The organism is Ferrimonas pelagia, assembly GCF_039543565.1.
Taxonomy (GTDB): domain Bacteria; phylum Pseudomonadota; class Gammaproteobacteria; order Enterobacterales; family Shewanellaceae; genus Ferrimonas; species Ferrimonas pelagia.
In genome coordinates, this window is the sequence record NZ_BAABJZ010000006.1 from 315,314 (window position 1) to 333,673 (window position 18,360).

The following is an 18,360-nucleotide window of genomic DNA, read 5'->3' on the forward strand; positions in this document are numbered from 1 at the left end:
GATGGGAGGCCCGATCGGGACTCCCTGCTTACACAAAGAGAACAACGATATGAAGCGTAAACCCCTGAAACGATGGCTTCCGGTCGGGATCCTGGCAGGCTTGCTGGTGCTGATCCTCGCCGTCGTGCTGCGCCCCAGTGCGCCGGTCAATGAGGCCTATGATCGGGCCCGTCTGGTGGAGGTGACGGCGCTGCAACAGGCCGAGCTGGCGCCGCAGATCACCGGCTTTGGTCGAGTGCAGCCGAAGGTGATTTGGCAGGCCGTGGCGGAGTTGGGTGGCCCGGTGCGGACCCGTCATCCGGAGTTGGAAACCGGCCGGCTGCTGAAACAGGGCACGGTATTGCTGGAGGTGGATCCGCTGGAGTATGAGCTGCGTCTGGCCCAGGCTGAAGCGGATGGCAATGCCGCGCGGGCACAGCTGACCCGGGTGGATCAAAATGCCAGTAACCTGCGCGACTCGTTGGAGCTGGAGCAGGGCCGACTGTCGTTGGCGCAGGCAGAGACCGAGCGTCAGGCCAGTCTGAAAGCACAGGGCTTGGTGTCGAGCTCTGAGCTGGACAGTCAGCGCCAAAGCCTGTTGGCGCAGCGCAAGCTGGTTCAGGAGTTGGAGAACCAGCTGCGACTGCTGCCGGACGACCGCAAGGTCGCGCAGGCTCAGCTAAAGGTTGCGCAGGCGGCGGTGGCGGATGCGCGCCGACGTCTGAGTCAGACCCGGATCCTGATGCCATTCGATGGCCGGATCGCCGCGGTTAACGTCGAGACCGATCAGGTGATCAGCGCCAATCAGGTGCTGGTGGAGGTGCATGGGATCGATCAGATGGAGGTGGAAGCCGCGGTGTCTCTGCATGACATGCGCAGCTTGCTGACAGGATCTGGGTCCGTGGGCGGTGATATTGATGTTGCGGCGCTGGGCCTGAGTGCTTCGGTGCAGCTGGACACGGGGCGGTTCCAGGCCAACTGGCCGGCTCGGGTGATCCGAGTGCGAGAGTCGGTGGATCCAACTCAGGCCACCGTCGGCGTGGTACTGGCGATAGAGCAAGACTATGGCGAGCTGGACTTGGCCACGCGGCCGCCGCTGATCGCCGGTTTGTTTGTCAGCGCGCAGATCCGTGCGCCTCAGCAGAGCGCGTATGTGGTACCCGCCCGCGCGCTGCGGGGCGATAAGCTTTATGTGATGACCGCCGCGCAACAGCTGCGGATCGTGCCGGTTGAGGTGCGTTTTCGTCAGGGCGATCAGGTCGCTATCCATGGCGAGTTTGTCGAGGGTGAGCAGGTGATATTGAACGATCTGCTGCCGGCGGTCGCGGGCATGAGCCTGCGCACGGCTCAGTCTCAGAGCGATGAGGTATTGGCGCCATGATCCGCTGGTTTGTACGGCACCCGACTGCGGCCAATCTGTTGATGGCCCTGCTGTTGATGGTGGGGCTGCTCAGCGTGGGCAGCGTTAAGCGGGAGACCTTCCCGGAGTTTAAGTTCAACTACATCGGCGCCACTGTGGTGTACCCGGGGGCGACCGCGCTGCAGGCGGAGCAAAACCTGTGTCTGCGGATGGAGGACGCGGTTGATGGCCTGTCCAACATCACGGAAACCAGCTGTCAGGCCAGCGAGGGCCTGGCCAGTCTGCGGCTGAAGATCGACGACAAAGCCGACATGACCCGCATGTTGATGGACGTTCAGACCCGGATCGGCGCTATCAAGGATTTCCCCAGTGAGATCGAGCCGCCGGTGGTGCAGGAGCTGGAATGGACCGAGCCGGTGATCGATGTGGCGATCAGCGCCGAGCTGCCACTGCCGCAGATCAAGGCCTACGCCGAAGATCTCAAGCGACGGATGAAGATCGACGCGGGCGTGGCGCTGGTGGATGTGGCTGGGTTCTCCAATCACCTGCTGCGGGTGGAGCTGAGTGAGTCCGCATTGCGCCGCCATGGCCTGTCGGTGGGCGATGTCGCCACCACAGTGCGGCAACAAAATACCATGATGCCTGCGGGTAACATTGAAACCGCCGATCGCAATCTGATGCTGCGCTTTGATGAGCGTCGGGTGACGCCAGAGGCCTTGGGTCAGTTGGTCGTGGCCGCCAATGCTAATGGTGCCGTGGTACGGCTGGATCAGATCGCCACCATCAGCGATACCTTTGAGCTGGACGAGTCCAAGACCCTGTTTGACGGCAAGCCATCGGCAGTGCTGAAGGTGAGCAAGAACAAGGCCGAGGATGCGCTGCGGGTTAAGGAGCGGGTCGCTGAGTTTATCGCCCAGGAGCAACAGCGCGCGCCGGAGGGGATCACCCTGATGCTCTCCAACGATCTGTCGTCGCTGCTGTGGGATCGGCTCAGTATGATGATCAACAATGGCGCGCAGGGGATCGTACTGGTGTTCCTGGTGATGTGGCTGTTCTTCTCGCTGCGTTACTCCTTCTGGGTGGCCGCGGGTCTGCCGGTCTCGTTCCTCGGTGCCCTCTATTTGATGTCGGTGCTGGGGATCTCCATCAACATCATGTCGCTGGTGGCGCTCTTGATGGCCATCGGCATTTTGATGGACGACGCCATCGTGATCTCCGAATCCATTGCTGCCCATATGGAGCGGGGGATGTCGGTGGACGAGGCGGTGATCGCCGGGGTCAAGAAGGTGTTTCCCGGTGTCCTGTCCAGCTATCTGACCACCATCTGTATCTTCGGTGGCATGCTGTTCCTCGATGGTCAGATGGGCGTGGTGCTGGGCGCGGTGCCGCGGGTGCTGTTGCTGGTGTTGTCTATCTCGTTGCTGGAAGCGTTTTTGATCTTACCCGCGCACCTGGCTCACTCGATGCACAAGCAGCAGGCGCGACAAAAGGCGGCTCAGGCGCAGTTAGCGCAGGGGATCAGCCCCAAAGCCAAGTCGCGCTGGCGGATCAAGGCCGAGCAGGGCAAGGCGCGGTTTAATACCGGTTTCGATCGATTCCGTAACGACAAACTGGTGCCCGCAGTGCGCTGGGCGGTGGCACGACGCTATGGCTTCTTCGGTGGCGTGATCGGCTTGCTGTTTGTCTCCATTGCCTTGGTGGCGGGGGGCGTGGTGAAGTTTACCGGTTTCCCCGAGCTCGATGGTGATGTGGCTGAGGCGCGCATTATCCTGCCGCCCGGCGCTCCGCTGCATCGTACCGAAGCGGTAGTCGCTAAGCTGAGCGCCGCCGCCGAGCGGGTGGCCGAGCGTTATAGCCTGGAACATGAGAATGGCGAGCCGCTGATCCATCACCGGGCGGAGCAGTTTAATTTCAATATGGATGCCGGCGAATCCGGCCCCCATGTGGCGACGGTGCGGTTGGATCTGCGCAGCGCGGAGATCCGCAACAGCCGTATTGAGGATTTCCTGGCGGACTGGCGCATTGAAGTGGGCGAGCTGGCGGAGCCGATCTCACTGGTGTTCAGCCAGCCGATGCATGGCCCCGGTGGGCGTGCCATTGAGCTGCGGCTACGCGGTGATGATCTCGTGGAGTTGAAGCAGGTGTCGGTCGCGGTGCAGCAGTATCTGGGCCAGTTTAATGGCGTTCATAACCTGCTGGATGATATGCGGCCAGGTAAAGAGGAGCTGTTGGTTCAACTGCGTCCCGGCGCGGAGAGCTATGGGATATCCGGCCAGATGGTGGCCAGTCAGTTACGCAGCGCTTACTACGGATCACTGGCGGACGAGATCCAGCTGGGGCCGGAAAACCTGCGGGTGATGGTGCAGCTGGACCGAGCGGATGCGGCGGATCTCGATACGCTATCGCGCTTCCCCATCATGCTCAATGACGGCAGCCAGGTGCCGCTGGCCAGCGTGGCGACGCTGAGCTGGCAGCGGGGTTATGTCCGCATTCAGCGCTACGAAGGGCTGCGTACCGTCACCGTGTTTGGCAGTGTCGACAGCCGAGTCGCCAACGGTAGCGATATCCGTCGTCAGCTGATCGAGCAGGCGCTGCCGGATCTGATGGCCGAGTACCCCAATGTGCGTTTTGAGTTTGAGGGTGAGGCCAAGAACAACCAAGAGACCGGCGATTCGATGAAACGCGGTTTCCTGCTGGGCCTGTTTGGCATTTACGCCATCCTCAGCCTGCAGTTCCGCAGCTATCGTGAGCCGGCGGTGGTGATGATCGCCATCCCACTGGCGTTGATCGGCGTGCTCTGGGGTCACTGGCTGACCGGCTATGATCTGTCCATGCCTTCGATCATGGGGTTTGTTTCGCTGGCCGGGGTGGTGGTCAATGACTCCATCTTGCTGGTGCAGTATATCCGCCATCATATGGAGCGTGGCGCCGAGGTGCTGGATGCCGTGGTGGAGGCCAGTCGCGAGCGTTTTCGCGCCGTATTCTTGACCTCGGTGACCACAGCCGCGGGCTTGTTCCCCTTGCTGCTGGAGACCAGCCTGCAAGCTCAGGTGGTGAAGCCGATGGTGGTTTCCATCGTCTTTGGGATCTTTGCCTCGACCTTGCTGGTGCTGTTTATGATCCCGTGCGCCTACGCCATCATGGGCGATATGGGCTGGTTGCGCAAAACGCCGGAGCACGCGCAAGAGAGGGTAAGCGTCCGGTGATCAGCACTTGGCAGTGAACCGCTGATTAGGGTATCTGAACGTTCCAAGGAAGGAGCTCGGTGAGGTCTGCGTCCGGTTCAAAGTGTGGTAACCGGTCGAACAGATGGGTCAGATAGTCGTACGGCACCAATCCATTGGCCTTCGCCGTTTCAACGATGCTGTACAACGTAGCGCTGCCCTGTGCACCATTTGAGGTGTTGCTAAACAGCCAATTCTTCCTACCGATCACAAACGGTTTGATGGCACGTTCGGCCCGATTGTTATCGATGTTGAGCTCACCATCATCAACGTAGCGCTCGAGTTTGTGCCACTGATTCAGGCAGTAGCTGATGGCCTTACCCAAGGCGCTTTTCGGCGGGGCGTGTACTGCAGACTTCTCCAACCATTGCCGGAAAACCTGTAACTGAGGTTTTGCCCGTTCTTGTCGCGCGGCACGTTTGAAGTCGGGCGTTTGGTCCTTGATTGAGGCCTCAATGGCGTACAGTTTCTGGATATGGTTGATCGCCATATCCGCTTTGCCGGTCTTGCCTTTCGGCTGCACTTTCTTGGCTTCAATGAACTTGCGCCGCGCGTGAGCCCAGCAACCGACTAAGGTCGCCGCGGTTTGCTCGTAACCGGCATAGCCGTCCACCTGGAGATAGCTGGAAAACCCATCCAGGAATTTCACCGGGCACTGTCCGGCACGACTGTTCTGATAGTCATACAATACGATATTGAGTGGGCCGTGCTCCGTGGGGGAATCAGCACCGCTGCAATAGAGCCACATGTAACAGGTAGACTTGTCCTTCTTTACCACCTGGAGTGTGGTCTCGTCCGCCTGCAGGATAGGCTCGTTCAATAGTTCCTGGCGCAGTCGTTCGTACAACGGTCGGAGCGCATCGGCACTGCGCATCATCCAGTCCGACATGGTCTTGCGGCTCAGATCGATGCCGTACTGCTTGAACATCGCTTCCTGCCGATACAGCGGTAAGCCGTACTGGTACTTGCTGGTAACGATCTGGCTAAGCAGGCTGGGGGTGGCGATCCCTTTTGGGATGACACTCTTGGCTGGTGGTGCTTGCTTTACCTCAACCGACTCGTTGTGTTGCTCGCAGTGACGGCAAGCATACTTGGGCCGGATGGTTTCGATGACTTTGAGCTGCGCCGGAATAAACTCGAGCTTTTCGGAGGTGTCTTGACCGATTTGATGCAGTTCGCTGGCGCAGCAATCACAGAACTTGTCTTCGTCGGCCAGATCCAGCACCACCTGTTCTCGGGGGAGTTCGGCAGGTAAAGGCTTACGCTTCGGCTTGCTGCGGGTATAACTTATCGCCTCAACCTCAGGCTCTGACTGAGCGTCAGTGGTGTCCTCGGCATCGGCTTCGTCAAACAGTTCGCCTTGTCCAGGATGGGCTTCACTGCTCTTGCCAAACTGGCGCTGTTGAGCAAGGCGAAACTGTTCGAGCAAAGAGTGGTAATTGGCTTTTAATTCGTCGAACGCACGACCTTGTTGCGCAAGCATTTGCTTGAGCAATTCGGGGTCATCGGGCAAGTCGTGAATATCTAACGGCATATAACCAAGCTACCAAGTTATTGCCTTAAATGCTTGTTTTTACTTAGATTAAAAGGTGGTCGTTGAGCTGTTTTTATGATCATTCGGAATAAGGCTTAACAGTCATGATAGCGGTAGTGGAGCTTAGGATGCGCACCGTCATTTTGCAGCGGCAAGCCCTCCAACAGCCAGTTCAACTGCCGAGTTGAGATCGTCAAACTCAATTGTTCGTCCTCGATCCCGGGCCACTTGAATTTGCCTTTTTCGAGCCGTTTGTAATGAAGCCAGAAACCATTATTGGCCCACTGAAGGATCTTGAGCTTGTCGCGATGACGGCCGCAAAAGACAAACAGTTGCTCAGAGCACGGCTCTTGAGTGAGTTCGTAAGCGACGATGTTGCTCAAGCCGTCGATGGCCTTGCGCATGTCTGTGACGCCACAAACCAGCGTGACCGTAAGTTGGCTGGAAACCGGAAACATGAACTCATCCTCATATGATCGCAGAGAATGAGCTTATCTATCAGGTCAGTAGATACCAGACGGGTTTCGCCGGACGCTTACAAGAGAGGCGCATTCCGGCCTAAAGCCGCCGCCGAATGGCAAGATGAAAGCCCGCCGCGTGCGGGCTTTTTGTTGCTCAGCACCCCGCTCTGGCGGTTAAGAGTCGGCGGGACCCGCCGTGCAGCGAACGTGACCGGCCTGTGGAGTGGGGCATTGCAATGCGAGTCGCCGGTAGTGTGTCGTTGTGGATCTGCGGCTCAACAAGTTGTTATGTATATCAGTAATGACGCATAAACGACCAATGGCAAAACGGCGACAGAGTAACCAACGCGTCTGTACTTATATCGTTGGCTTTCACTTAAATAAACTCGGGCTCGCTGCCGGTATGTCACATTATTCACCGAGGGAGAGAAGAGAAACTGGCGAGAAACAATATTTGCTATTAATAGTGCAAAGAGCAGAACACCGGAAGGCACACGAGTGTTGGTGAAATACGATATAAGCAAGACAAGGCCAGATAGAGTCAGTGTCAACAGAGCCGAGAGTGTGCAGCTTGCAAGCTCCAGTGGATTGACAACATTCGCCTCTGAGAACTTTCGTGCTATTCCATAGTGTAAAGATTCTATGTGTTGTCTCATACAAGCTCCTAACGAGAACTAGCGCCCTCAGCAGGAGACGAGCGTCGTGAGAGTACGCGCTCGCCGTGCATGTTTTATATGCTTGCGTTGATAGCATTGAACTTCGCGATGGCTGCGATCACCAAGACAAAGGTCAACATTCCAGAAAAATATATCCAACCACTTCCTTTGCGCAGTTGCTGTTTTGTGGGGTAACGGCCCAGAGTCGCAAGAAATAGCAGAGGTACACCTAGACAATAGAGTACTGGCCGCACAACATAGTTAATGATTAACTGACGGATGTACCATTCTGACGCGCCTGAACCGTTCATGTGAGCCAGGTTAACCAACCATCTCATTCATATCTCCTTATCTGATAACAGAACTGCATATAATGCCCCGCTCAGCGGAAGCGGCTTGGTTGGTGAAGAGTTGCGAGGTGTCAGCAATAGCCAACCTAACGATTGCGACCCGCTTTTAGTGTCTGGCTATGTTGCGACTGTAAGTATGCAAATTACTGAAACCTGAATAAGTACAACAACCAGGCTAAACCAAAGGGCGAACCATCTGGATTGAACCGTTTTGCTAAAAAGATATAGAAGTTTGCAGTAAAAAGTCTGGTAACTTACTGTTCCAATGGTGACAACGATGACGACAAAAAATGGATCAACAAGTGGTGATCCGATCCGGTAAAAGTGGACACCAGCAAGAAGCGGGGCCTCTCACCGATGAAGACCGTTAGCCAAATCATCTCCGCTGTGATGGCACGGCAGCCGTACCCTGATGTCTTCGGATTGGCTTCTTCATAGCGCGTCAACTCCACTCTAGTGAACGGTTACAGGGTGTGAACCGAGAATCGTAAATTTCCCTTTATGATTGCAATTTGCATCCGAAAAATAGAGCCCTGAAAAAAGCATTTTCCCATCACCATAAGCATAAACCTTACTTATCTTAACCGTTGCCGACGGATGCCATGCCGCCGCACTCATTGGGTACCAACAATCTTTATATTTAGCAAAAAAATAATTTTTAATTCCTAGTGTTTTCGGCAATAACGGTACTGGCCAAAATATATTAGGCGTATATATACGCTATACATCATCAGACACATTGAGCTGTCGGTACCGAACATAAGTTACCCTTAGGGTATTATAGTGGCGATGAAAGCGTACCTTTATATAGGCACGCCTCATCAATATCTATGCTACTTCAAAAAACAAATCGCTTATGAATGAAATTAAAACCTAGCGCCATCATTATAAACGCATAAAATGGCCAATTTGAAAAGACGAAAAGAAAGCCCCAAAAAGGAATCGTTGACACGAATCCATAAAAAGCACTTCTAGATAATAGTACAACAACACAATAAATAATCATTCCCAAACCAAGCAATTCGTTCTGGATTGATAAAACATAACTGTACGCAGCATTATCCCCTATAGAGCGAGCATCTTCAAAATTAATAATATCTTGTACTAGCACCCCATCTGGCAGACCTGACCTTACAATCTCAAGGTATTCATTTTTCGCTGATAAAGAAGCGCCAGAAACATTTGCAACATGCCCTTTAACGAAGACAACGCAAGAAGTTATAGCAACAACTACACTAAAAAGGATTTTTATAACATTGTTTTTAATCAAAACCTGAAGTCCCAACCATCACAAGCAGAGCAGAATCTTACGCTACCATCTCGTCTTTCCATTGCAGGAGCATACCACGATTTATTAAAGTGCAACATATTTCCTTTAGTTTGCCCCTCATTAATCCACATTGACCTACCTTCAGATATTTCTCTGAATTTTCCACTTGAGTAATATCCAGGAATAGAGTAGTTGTCAATCATTTCAAATTCGGCCATATCTACTCTATAAAGTCCAACCTTCCCAAAGTTCAATTGACCCACACCAGGTAACTTGGGGCCAATAGTGGTATTAAAATCAATGCTAAATAATCCCTTGCCGATGCTTACGACTTCCCAATTTCCAACAGGGAACTCTTTACTCAAGGCTGCCGTCTCAGAGTACTTTTTATATGTGACTTTATGCCCCATGTACTCTGACAACCTACCCATTACATTTTGCTCATTAAACAAATTTGCCAATGCAGCAGTTCTTGCACCATTTTTGAATTTTCCTCCTCCAGCTTCTGCGGTTAACCCTCCGGCAATCGTCGCAATCGCCAATTCGCCAAAGTTGACGCCCATGGTTTTAAAACTCTCTCCCGCCAAGCCTTTAGCATGGGGAGTAACCCCTTTAGCGATCGCACTGGACAAGAACGCCGAAGTGAAGTCGCCACCTTGAGCCGCACTGAGCGTACCACCTACAAAACCGTGGACGACCGATGGAACTATATAAGTATCGGCAAACGACTCCGTCAGTCCCCCACTGCCTAAGGCACTCCCGACTCCGACAAATATGGCGGAGGTGAGTCCGGAGAAAAATGCATCCCTATCGCTTTGTCCCGCAATCTTGCCGCCTACATAGCCAAAAGCAAATGCCACCGCCATCTGAGCTGCTAAAGCGTAGCCAGACGAAGCCATTGCTCCAACCACTATGGCACCTATCAGGGTGATGAAGTTACCACTGGGATCGTGATACTTCATCGGATTGTTCCATACGTAGGTGTAGCGGTTGTAGTTCAGCGGATTTTCAGGGTCTTGCAAAACTGGGTCGGCACTGAGGAATATGCCGAGTGTCGGATCGTACACCCTTGCGTTCATGTGAATGAGCCCGACTTCTGCAATGTGCTCATGACCGGTGAAGCCACGGTTGGTTATACTGGCAAACAGCGATTGCGTGCGCATTCCGGTGCTTTGCCAATCGATTGCCCGCGCTTTCCCCCAAGGGTCGAACAGACGTTGACTGACGACCTGGCCGCGCGCATTGGTGATTAAATCAACCGAATTTAGCGCGTCATTATGGAAGTAGTGGATCTCTTTGCTGATGGCACCGCCTTCTTTGCGTCGTACATCCATGCTGACAGCAACAGAGCGTCCCCCGACATTGATAAAGTTATGATGCTCCACTTGGGCGCCTTCTGGCCCCTCACTCAATCGACGTTCATAGGATTTCCCAAAGTAGTAAAGCCGCTCGCCACTGCTGGACACCTTACGATAACGACTACCATTACCTATGTAGCTGTATTGTGCCCAGTCTTGACCGCGATGCAGAACTTCCGCTCTCTCAGCCAGATCCCACTCGAAACGGCGATCGCCCATGGTTTCCACCGAACCATTCTCATTGTAATGGAGCTGGTCATCACCGACACGTTCCGGCGCATAAGCTCTATTGCCATAGTGATAAATTACGCCGTCCTTTTGAGTGAAGTTTCCACGATTATCGTATTCAAACTTCTCAGTAAATCGATTCCCTTTGCCAGCGACGGCATGATTCATAGAATAATAGGTAGCCTCTCGCAGTTGGCCGAGTCGGTCATACTTGAACGTTTCGGTAATACCGGCCGTCAGATTTTCTCTGTTCGTTACGTTGTTTTCTCTGTCGTAACCATAACGCATCTGACGTAGCCAATTTTGACCATTGATATTGAAAGCATCACTTGCTCCACTGGGTCCTCGACTGTCGATATGCATCAACTGACCGCTGCCTTCAAAGTAGTAGTAGTCACTGCTTACACCGTTACCAAACACTTCAGCACGCACTCGTCCAGACGCATCCATCTCTTGGGCTTTCCAGTAATAGAGGTAACCTTTACCATCGTTGTCCGCTTCTTGCAGTTTCGACCACAAATCAGCCCGCTCTAGTTCAATATCGGACTGCAGCTCATAGTGTCCGGACATCAAGGCTACGTCCTCGGTAAGCAAGATCAAGTCTTCGACGGCATCCATGTATCGTTCATAATCAGCCATCAACAGTTGATAGGCCGCTAAGTAATCAGCAGCTAGCTTATTGAGTTCACTTTGCCATCCCGGCTGAACAAACGGATTACTGGTGTATTTTGCACCATCAAGAACCACAAAGTCAGTTCGCCCGTCGCCATTGAAGTCACCAAACCAAGCGTTGTCATTTGACTTAATAAACTCTCCGTAGTCTGTATTTTCGCCTGCAAGAACGGCATTCCACTCATCAGCAGAGATCTGCAATAGTTCACCACCGTTGGGGTTATACAAATAGTGAAATTCAGGCTTTACTGGCACAATAAATAAAATTTCACCGTGTATAGGAACCATAATAACGGGTGTTTCAAACACCAAATAACCACTGTCACTGCGCCATACCGCATGAGGTCTATCACCATAACGACCGACGGTGTCTGGGTTGACGTTGTCAGTGCTAACCACAGAATCAGCAACTTTTAGCGTTTCCATCGCCCAGGATGCGAACTTTTCTGCCTGTGATAGTGCTTCTTTGGCTTTGTTAGTATATGCCTCTGCCATTTCGACAGCATCACGGATCAGATTATCGATTTCCTCTTTCGTAAGCTCTAGGTTGTGCTGCTCAGAGGGCCCTTTAATCGCGTGTAAGTAACCATTTTGGTATTCGTTGTAAAGCACGAAGCCGTCAGGTCTTACTTCCTTAACGACTCTGCCGAAGTCGTCATAACCGACACTCGACGTCAATTCGACAGTCGTCAAGGAGCCGTCAACATCATCATCAAAGCTTTGCGTTGTGATCTCTGGCCGGGCAAACTTGTCGTATTGATGGCGAATTGTTACGTCCTGTTCTGGTAACCAGACATTATCGACCTTAACTCGATGCCTTTCAGCGGACAGAAGGCCCACTAGCTGCGTATCATATTCCCAAAGAGATTCTTCTTGCCGTTTACCATCTTTCGAAACCTTTAAAGAGCGATACAATCGACCTGATTCATCGTAGAAGGACGTTGTCGTCGTTCCCCTTGCGTCAACCTGTTCGATCACCTCGCCTACACCATTATGGGTGTAACTCCAAGTTCCCATTGCTGGGTCTTTCTGTGTTGATTTATTGCCCAGTATGTCGTAAGTGAAACTAGTGACGTAACTTTTACCTGCATCAAGTTGAGTGGTCTGCTTAAGTAGTCCGTCTGCATAGTATTCATGCCTCACCTCCGCACGGCCATCTTGAATCACTCTAGACATCTCACCGAGTACATTGGTATATCGTTCGGTTTTCACTCCGTTCCTATCAACCAAAGTCTGTTTATTTGCCGAATAAACGGTTGTTGCCTGAGAGCGACTAGCTCCCGGCTTCCAGGGGTCTAGCATCTTTGTGACACGATTTACATCGTCGTAGCTACTCTCAACCCAATGCTGACCGATAGCCCCTTTATAATAAGGCCGAGAGCTTTTTGCTATGTTTCCTCTTGCATCATATTTAAAGTCGGTATAAACCCAGCGTATCTTTTGGTTAGGTGTGTTGCCAGAATGATTCGGCAATAATGATTCTTTTGCTTCTCTTAACAATTGTCCTTGACGATTATAAGACTGAATGCTCTGTGGCCCATCCGGCTCTTGGGTAACTTGACACCAAGCAAAATCAGATATTCCTTCAGATTGACACTTCGTTGCACCCCGATGCTTACTAAACTGAATTGGCTCTTTAACGCCCGGTCGCCATTCCTCAATAACTTCGCCAAACCAATTATGCTCATATCTGATTGCTCCATCCGTTTTGTCTTGCAACGCGGGCGAAGTAACGCTTTTCGTAAAGCCGGTTACGGGATCGTAAGTTGCAGTAGACTTTTGAGTGAAGGATTTTTTGCCTCCATTGACACTGTGGCTAGTCGCCGTAATCAATGTTTCTTCAATAAAACGTCCTGAGGGATCATAGACATATGTTTCGACGCGCGGGGAAGGCAAGTCACTACCATTTGTCGTTGTAGACGTAATATTACCAACCCCATCATAGGCATATCTAACTTCACTCCACTCCGACTGTCTATCACCGCTTAGCTCCCATTGAAGAAGGCCATTGTCAAAGTAGCCAAAGCTTGCTTTCTTCGTTATCGGGGATTGACCTGTTAGAGCATGTGTTACTCTTGTTGACTCGACGCGGTCAACTATCCATTCAGACTCGTTCGCTGGATAATACGTACTTACAGTATCCGTTGTATACGATTCATTAGATACAAGGTTGTCGGCGCTAGAAACAATTCGTCCGACGTTCATGTATTTATCGAAGTTACTGTTCGTTACAGTTACTTCATTAACTTTGGTTCCATCGAGTTCATACCCTGTCTGTTTGCTTTTGGACAGGTGAGCAAACAGCAATGGCTTATCTGACGAAGACTCTACTTTCAATAAACTCGACGAATTACATACAGAAACATCAGGTAAAACCATACTGCCAGTATAACAATACTCATTCTCAGAATGGTTCAATAGTTGCCTAGAGCCATTGTTTTTAATGATATATTCCCATGCTTCCATTTGCTTTCCAGTAAATGGATACATCACACTACGATGCTCTACCGTTTCTCTATTTGTAAAATGGTCTGTAACTACTACTTTTCCTAAACCTAAGTTGCCTCGACCATTAAGGCTGTTTCTCAATCCTCCATATTGATACTCCAAGTGAGATATTACGTTACCTGTGGCTTTACCCCGTACTTTTACGTTACTGACAAGAAACGACCCACTGTGAACCGGCACTGTATTTTTATCTAGGAATTCCCTTTGCTTGTCTGATCTAGCATAAATAAACTCGTTGTCATAAAACGCTTTGAAGCCAGCGATAGACTCATATGAAATTTCAGTCGAGTTAACATCTCGACTTGAAACTTTTTTCAAAAACGTTTCATCTATTCCTCTGTCAGAGTGAAACACATAAGAAGTACGATAAGGACTACTAGAGCTACTATTTTTTCTCCGGAGAACATAAATATCTCCGACCCCATTCCCGTTTAAATCGGCTATATCCATCCGTTTTATTCTATTGATGAACTCGTCTTCATCACCATATAAATTCAACTTGTGTTTTTTACTATCATTACGATGAGAATAAAAACTAAGTGGGGCATAACCATCAAATGTATAAGCCACATCTGATATACCTCTACCAAAATGGCTACCAATTCGAACGTTCTCTTTGTCTTTATCTATAAAGAGTGCCACCGTCTTTCCCGGAGAAATAAATGTCCCATCTCCCTTCCCAAATAGAACCTTATAACGTGCATTTCCATCGTAGTGTTTATATAAAATATCCGGAGTGCCATCACGATTGAAGTCTACCGAAAAAGCGGCCAAAGCCTCTTCATCATCATACCGATATTGCAGTACCCACTTCCCTTGAGACTCATATTCACTGCGTGTTGGAACATATCTATATACCCTAACACCGGTGCTCTCATACTTTGAACCACGCCTCTTATAATGAGAAATTAACTCTGGCACTCCATTACCAGTCAAATCAACTAACTGGCTGATAATTGGCCTATCCGATATGATGTAGCTTCCTGGAGACACTATCCGATTCGGGGGCCCGAACTCATCACCTGTCCATTCCCTATACTCCTGAATGATATGGCCCCAACTGTCTTCTCTTACACCTTCACAAACATATTCCATCACCCCATTTCCAGTCAAATCTGCGAAATAGGCACTCTTATTTGAAAAACCACTTGCTGTACAACCACGAACATTGTAAGTCGGCCACCAACTTCCACCCTGTTGAATGGCCTGGTACAAGTCAGAAGAAAAAACAACTGCAACATCTGCACCTTTCTTTAATACAATATCTTCATACCCATCTCCATTGATGTCTATCAGTTCAATATTATCTGCATTATTAATAACGGAAAAGCCAGATTCTTCGCTTATAAGGCCATTAATATATTGCTCTTCATTTCTGTAATCCCAAACAGGGATTACCTTTCCATTCACACTCTGTATTTTACCTAGTATAATTTCAAAGTTGATAAACATTGTCCCAAGGCTACCAAACCTTACTTGGTCCCTGACTCCATTTCTATTTAAGTCAAGAAATGCCATTCTATTCTCAATATCTGGCCCTCCACCAAGGATTTCTGTGGGGTTTTTAGTATAAGACACTTCATCAGTGCTTCGTGACTGCCACTGATACTCAAATACTAAAGGAGGAAGACAAAATGAATTGTCATGACTATATACCTTGTCTGCATCACACTGCCGGACTTCAGTCAAGTACCGGTCACCAAATTGATCATCTTTATATACTAAAGCGTAATTCCAAACAACACCTGTAGAGCTATCTACTACATCCACCTGATCAAGATAAAAGTTATCTTCCTGCTTCCTACCATTAAACCATCCAGTCTCTGCATCTGAATCCGGCTTCCAATCAAACACAACTGATGCATTACCATCATTATAGGTAATTTTCTCTAACAGTCGAAATTGATTAGTATCACCTACTTCTGAATAGTGATAATATATACCAGAATCAGGTCCTCCTAGACCATCCCAGGATCTAGATAGTTTTAATTGAATAGGAGCCTTGCTTGCATATTTGCCGTATTGCGTAACATCGAAGACGTGATGAACTCCTCCTTTAGACCGCATCTGAATAGATAATGGACCATTATCATCAGAATCTAAAATTGTAATGCGATCGACTCCATTCAACTGCAATCTATACTCGGATCCAGTTTGACCTGGTTCTCCACTAACTAGCAACACTCTTTGACCGTCTAAGCAGTACGCATCGGTAGATTCATATTGAAAATTCTGATTATATCCATCAATGGCTTCAATTTTTTCGCATCGATGGAACATTTTTGGCCCATCGATAGACCACCCCATACCTAAATATCCTGGCCCACTATTATGACTGTACCTGAGCGAGATATCAGGAGCCATTCCACCAACTCCTGGTACACTCAAAATTGGCACGGTATATACTGCCGTTCCATCAACGACATTAAATTCTGATGCTATACTACCAATTGAATTATCATTCGCTAAGGCGCAACTCATTGAGAAAAGCAGAAATGGCATTCCTATTGATTTTTTTATTAAATTACTTTCCACAATCACTCACCTACCAAGTCCTTTAAGTGTTGTATTTGCCTCATTGCACTTGCAAGTCTAACGCCGTTTCCTTCACTATATTCATCAGTATCAATATCAACACTAGCTACTGTAGACTCCGATATCTCTTTTCCCATGGTTAATATTTTTGCTCTAAGTATATTTGGAGAGTTTTGCTCTACAGTATTCACGACTAGCTCGTCAGTTGATTCCCTATCTATATTCCCCTTGTCTACACCAATAAAATCTGAAAGTGATAATGCTAATGTTGCAGATGCAAGCCCGACTATTATGGTTTTCATTATTCTCATAAATACACCCAATTGCTAAAATGCGATTCTACGCACTTTGACATAACCGCTATAACAAGAGTCTTTAAAGAGCTGAAGATCAATAGTTACCCCAAGAGACTTTGCAGCTACAAGAGAGGTTAAGGCTGAAGACATGTCGTTATCGTCGGGATTTAAAGAATATAGTCGGTGGCTTCCGACCGTATTTTGGCATCCACTCGGGTTGACGACTTCATTTATTATCGAGAAATAATCCTCCCCTGTTTTATATCCGGTATAAATTCGATTTATTTCGACATTATGCTGACTAATAGTAGTCGCTTGTGAAGCAGTAGCACAAAAGTAAGTAAGCATTGCAATTATAAACTTTTTCATCACTTTATTAACCCAATTCCGACTGGGGCTTCTCTCCACTGCTCGCTATAGTCTTCGCAACTGCGGTCTGCTGCATCCCAAAATGTTACTCGTACTCTTTTATCCGCAACTAGTGCACTAGAAACTAAAGATAAGTACATATTGGATTTGAGATCATCAACTCTCCCCAATGGGTATGAGCTACCATCAATACAGTTCACTTTCATGTATTTATCGTTTTGACCAGTAAAACCAACTGTTATTTCCCGTGGCTCACAGACGCAAATGGTCGTGCCAGCTAAAACAGTAAACGGCGTCACAGAGACAGCAAAGATCGCAAGCGCAAGTGTGTTTAATTTTTTAGTCATTGATATTTCTCATTCTTAATGAAGATAGAATCGATTACCTAGTGGCTGCCAGAGTATTGTGCACAGGCTTGTTTCTGCCACTGAAGGAAACGAAATCACAGATAATGTAAAACAATCGGGCATAGCCTACATTTTTGTCACTTGAGCTGAAACTGCTCAACTACTGAGTAGTAATCCTGTTCCCCCCTCTGGAGCATTCCGTCAGAGCTAAAGTAACTTTTTTCCCTGTCATATAGGTGCTCAGAAATGTTGCTGAACTGCCTATCCTTAGAGATGTCATCTCCTATATCCAACTTTAGATCCTGGCTTGTCTCGAACTCACTTATATTTGACGTCGTGTCCAATTGTAAAAAGTAAACTCATTTTGGTAAACCCGAGCCTAAATTATTCCTGTAAGTCCAGACCACCCGTCAAAACTAAAATCATTTAAAGGTGTTAACATCAATATCGCTTCAGCAACCCTATGTATAATCGTATCTCTTATACTAGTCTATTGACATCATTACATAACTAATCCGACAGTCTGTCGAGCCTGGAACAATTCTGATATTCATTCTCTTTTCAGTAGATATAGCAGTCAAAATAAGTGAATATGTTTGTGTGAAATTTGAATGCCCTCTTTCTAATGTCAAGTATGCTCCTTCTACAAGTTCACAGTTTAAGTTACCCGATGATTTCGGTGCGCCAAGGTACACATCACCATTTGATACGGGATATACACTCGTAATCACTTCAGCGCCGACGCCTACACAGCGAACATCGCTACAGCTGCCAGTCGATGCGAACGCACTCAATGAACAAAAGTCGCAAGCGCAAATAAATGCGGCATCATTATTTTCAATTTGGTCATATAAATCCACTTGAGAACAGATGAAACTTTACCAGTCAATATATACCCCCCGACTCCACAAGACCTTTCCTTCGAAGCCTATTATGCAGGATCCAATAGCCGTAAAGTCAAGCTAAAATAACGAACTTCACTCACGAACAATACAATACAATAGAAAACCACTAACCCATTTTATCAATCTACTTGCGGTCACTTTACTTTAATATTACTCCAAGGATTACTTTAAATACACTCGTCCAGGGCGGGAGCATACTTTGATCACAATTCACCCAAAGAACACTTTCGCCCTGTAATCGTCATCCCAGCCTGCCCGTTTAAGCTTGTTGCGCTGACTGGGTGAGCCGCAATCACACTGCTTGAGTA

The 18,360-nt window shown here is 48.9% G+C and carries 9 protein-coding genes; 2 read left to right on the top strand and 7 right to left on the bottom strand.

Translation table 11 applies throughout. The features are described 5' to 3' along the window. Nucleotides 1-49: 49 nt before the first annotated feature. Nucleotides 50-1,360 carry an efflux RND transporter periplasmic adaptor subunit gene (locus ABEA08_RS03295; RefSeq protein ID WP_345333279.1) on the top strand — a complete coding sequence of 437 codons (1,311 nt, stop codon included), beginning with the start codon at nt 50-52 and terminating at the stop codon, nt 1,358-1,360. Next, nucleotides 1,357-4,545, top strand: a complete 3,189-nt coding sequence (locus ABEA08_RS03300; protein ID WP_345333281.1) for an efflux RND transporter permease subunit — start codon at nt 1,357-1,359, stop codon at nt 4,543-4,545. The genes ABEA08_RS03295 and ABEA08_RS03300 overlap by 4 nt, the downstream gene beginning before the upstream one ends. Nucleotides 4,546-4,570: 25 nt before the next feature. On the opposite strand, the gene tnpC is transcribed toward ABEA08_RS03300, so the two are convergent. From tnpC to ABEA08_RS03335, 7 genes are all read right to left on the bottom strand, one after another. Then, nucleotides 4,571-6,097, bottom strand: coding sequence for an IS66 family transposase (gene tnpC, locus ABEA08_RS03305; RefSeq protein WP_425557319.1), 1,527 nt, complete (start codon nt 6,095-6,097; stop codon nt 4,571-4,573). Between the two features lie 95 nt (nt 6,098-6,192). Then, nucleotides 6,193-6,555, bottom strand: a complete 363-nt coding sequence (gene tnpB, locus ABEA08_RS03310; RefSeq protein ID WP_345333283.1) for an IS66 family insertion sequence element accessory protein TnpB — start codon at nt 6,553-6,555, stop codon at nt 6,193-6,195. 733 nt (nt 6,556-7,288) lie between these two features. Next, the gene (locus ABEA08_RS03315) at nt 7,289-7,552 is read right to left on the bottom strand and encodes a hypothetical protein (RefSeq protein ID WP_345333285.1); all 264 of its coding nucleotides are present in this window, start codon (nt 7,550-7,552) and stop codon (nt 7,289-7,291) included. A gap of 850 nt (nt 7,553-8,402) precedes the next feature. Beyond that, nucleotides 8,403-8,834 carry a hypothetical protein gene (locus ABEA08_RS03320; protein ID WP_345333287.1) on the bottom strand — a complete coding sequence of 144 codons (432 nt, stop codon included), beginning with the start codon at nt 8,832-8,834 and terminating at the stop codon, nt 8,403-8,405. Then, nucleotides 8,831-16,135, bottom strand: coding sequence for an RHS repeat domain-containing protein (locus ABEA08_RS03325; protein ID WP_345333289.1), 7,305 nt, complete (start codon nt 16,133-16,135; stop codon nt 8,831-8,833). Before ABEA08_RS03325 ends, ABEA08_RS03320 begins: the two co-directional genes overlap by 4 nt. Nucleotides 16,136-16,137: 2 nt before the next feature. Then, nucleotides 16,138-16,437, bottom strand: a complete 300-nt coding sequence (locus ABEA08_RS03330; RefSeq protein WP_345333291.1) for a hypothetical protein — start codon at nt 16,435-16,437, stop codon at nt 16,138-16,140. A gap of 362 nt (nt 16,438-16,799) precedes the next feature. Next, nucleotides 16,800-17,147, bottom strand: a complete 348-nt coding sequence (locus tag ABEA08_RS03335) for a hypothetical protein (protein ID WP_345333293.1) — start codon at nt 17,145-17,147, stop codon at nt 16,800-16,802. Nucleotides 17,148-18,360: the final 1,213 nt, after the last annotated feature.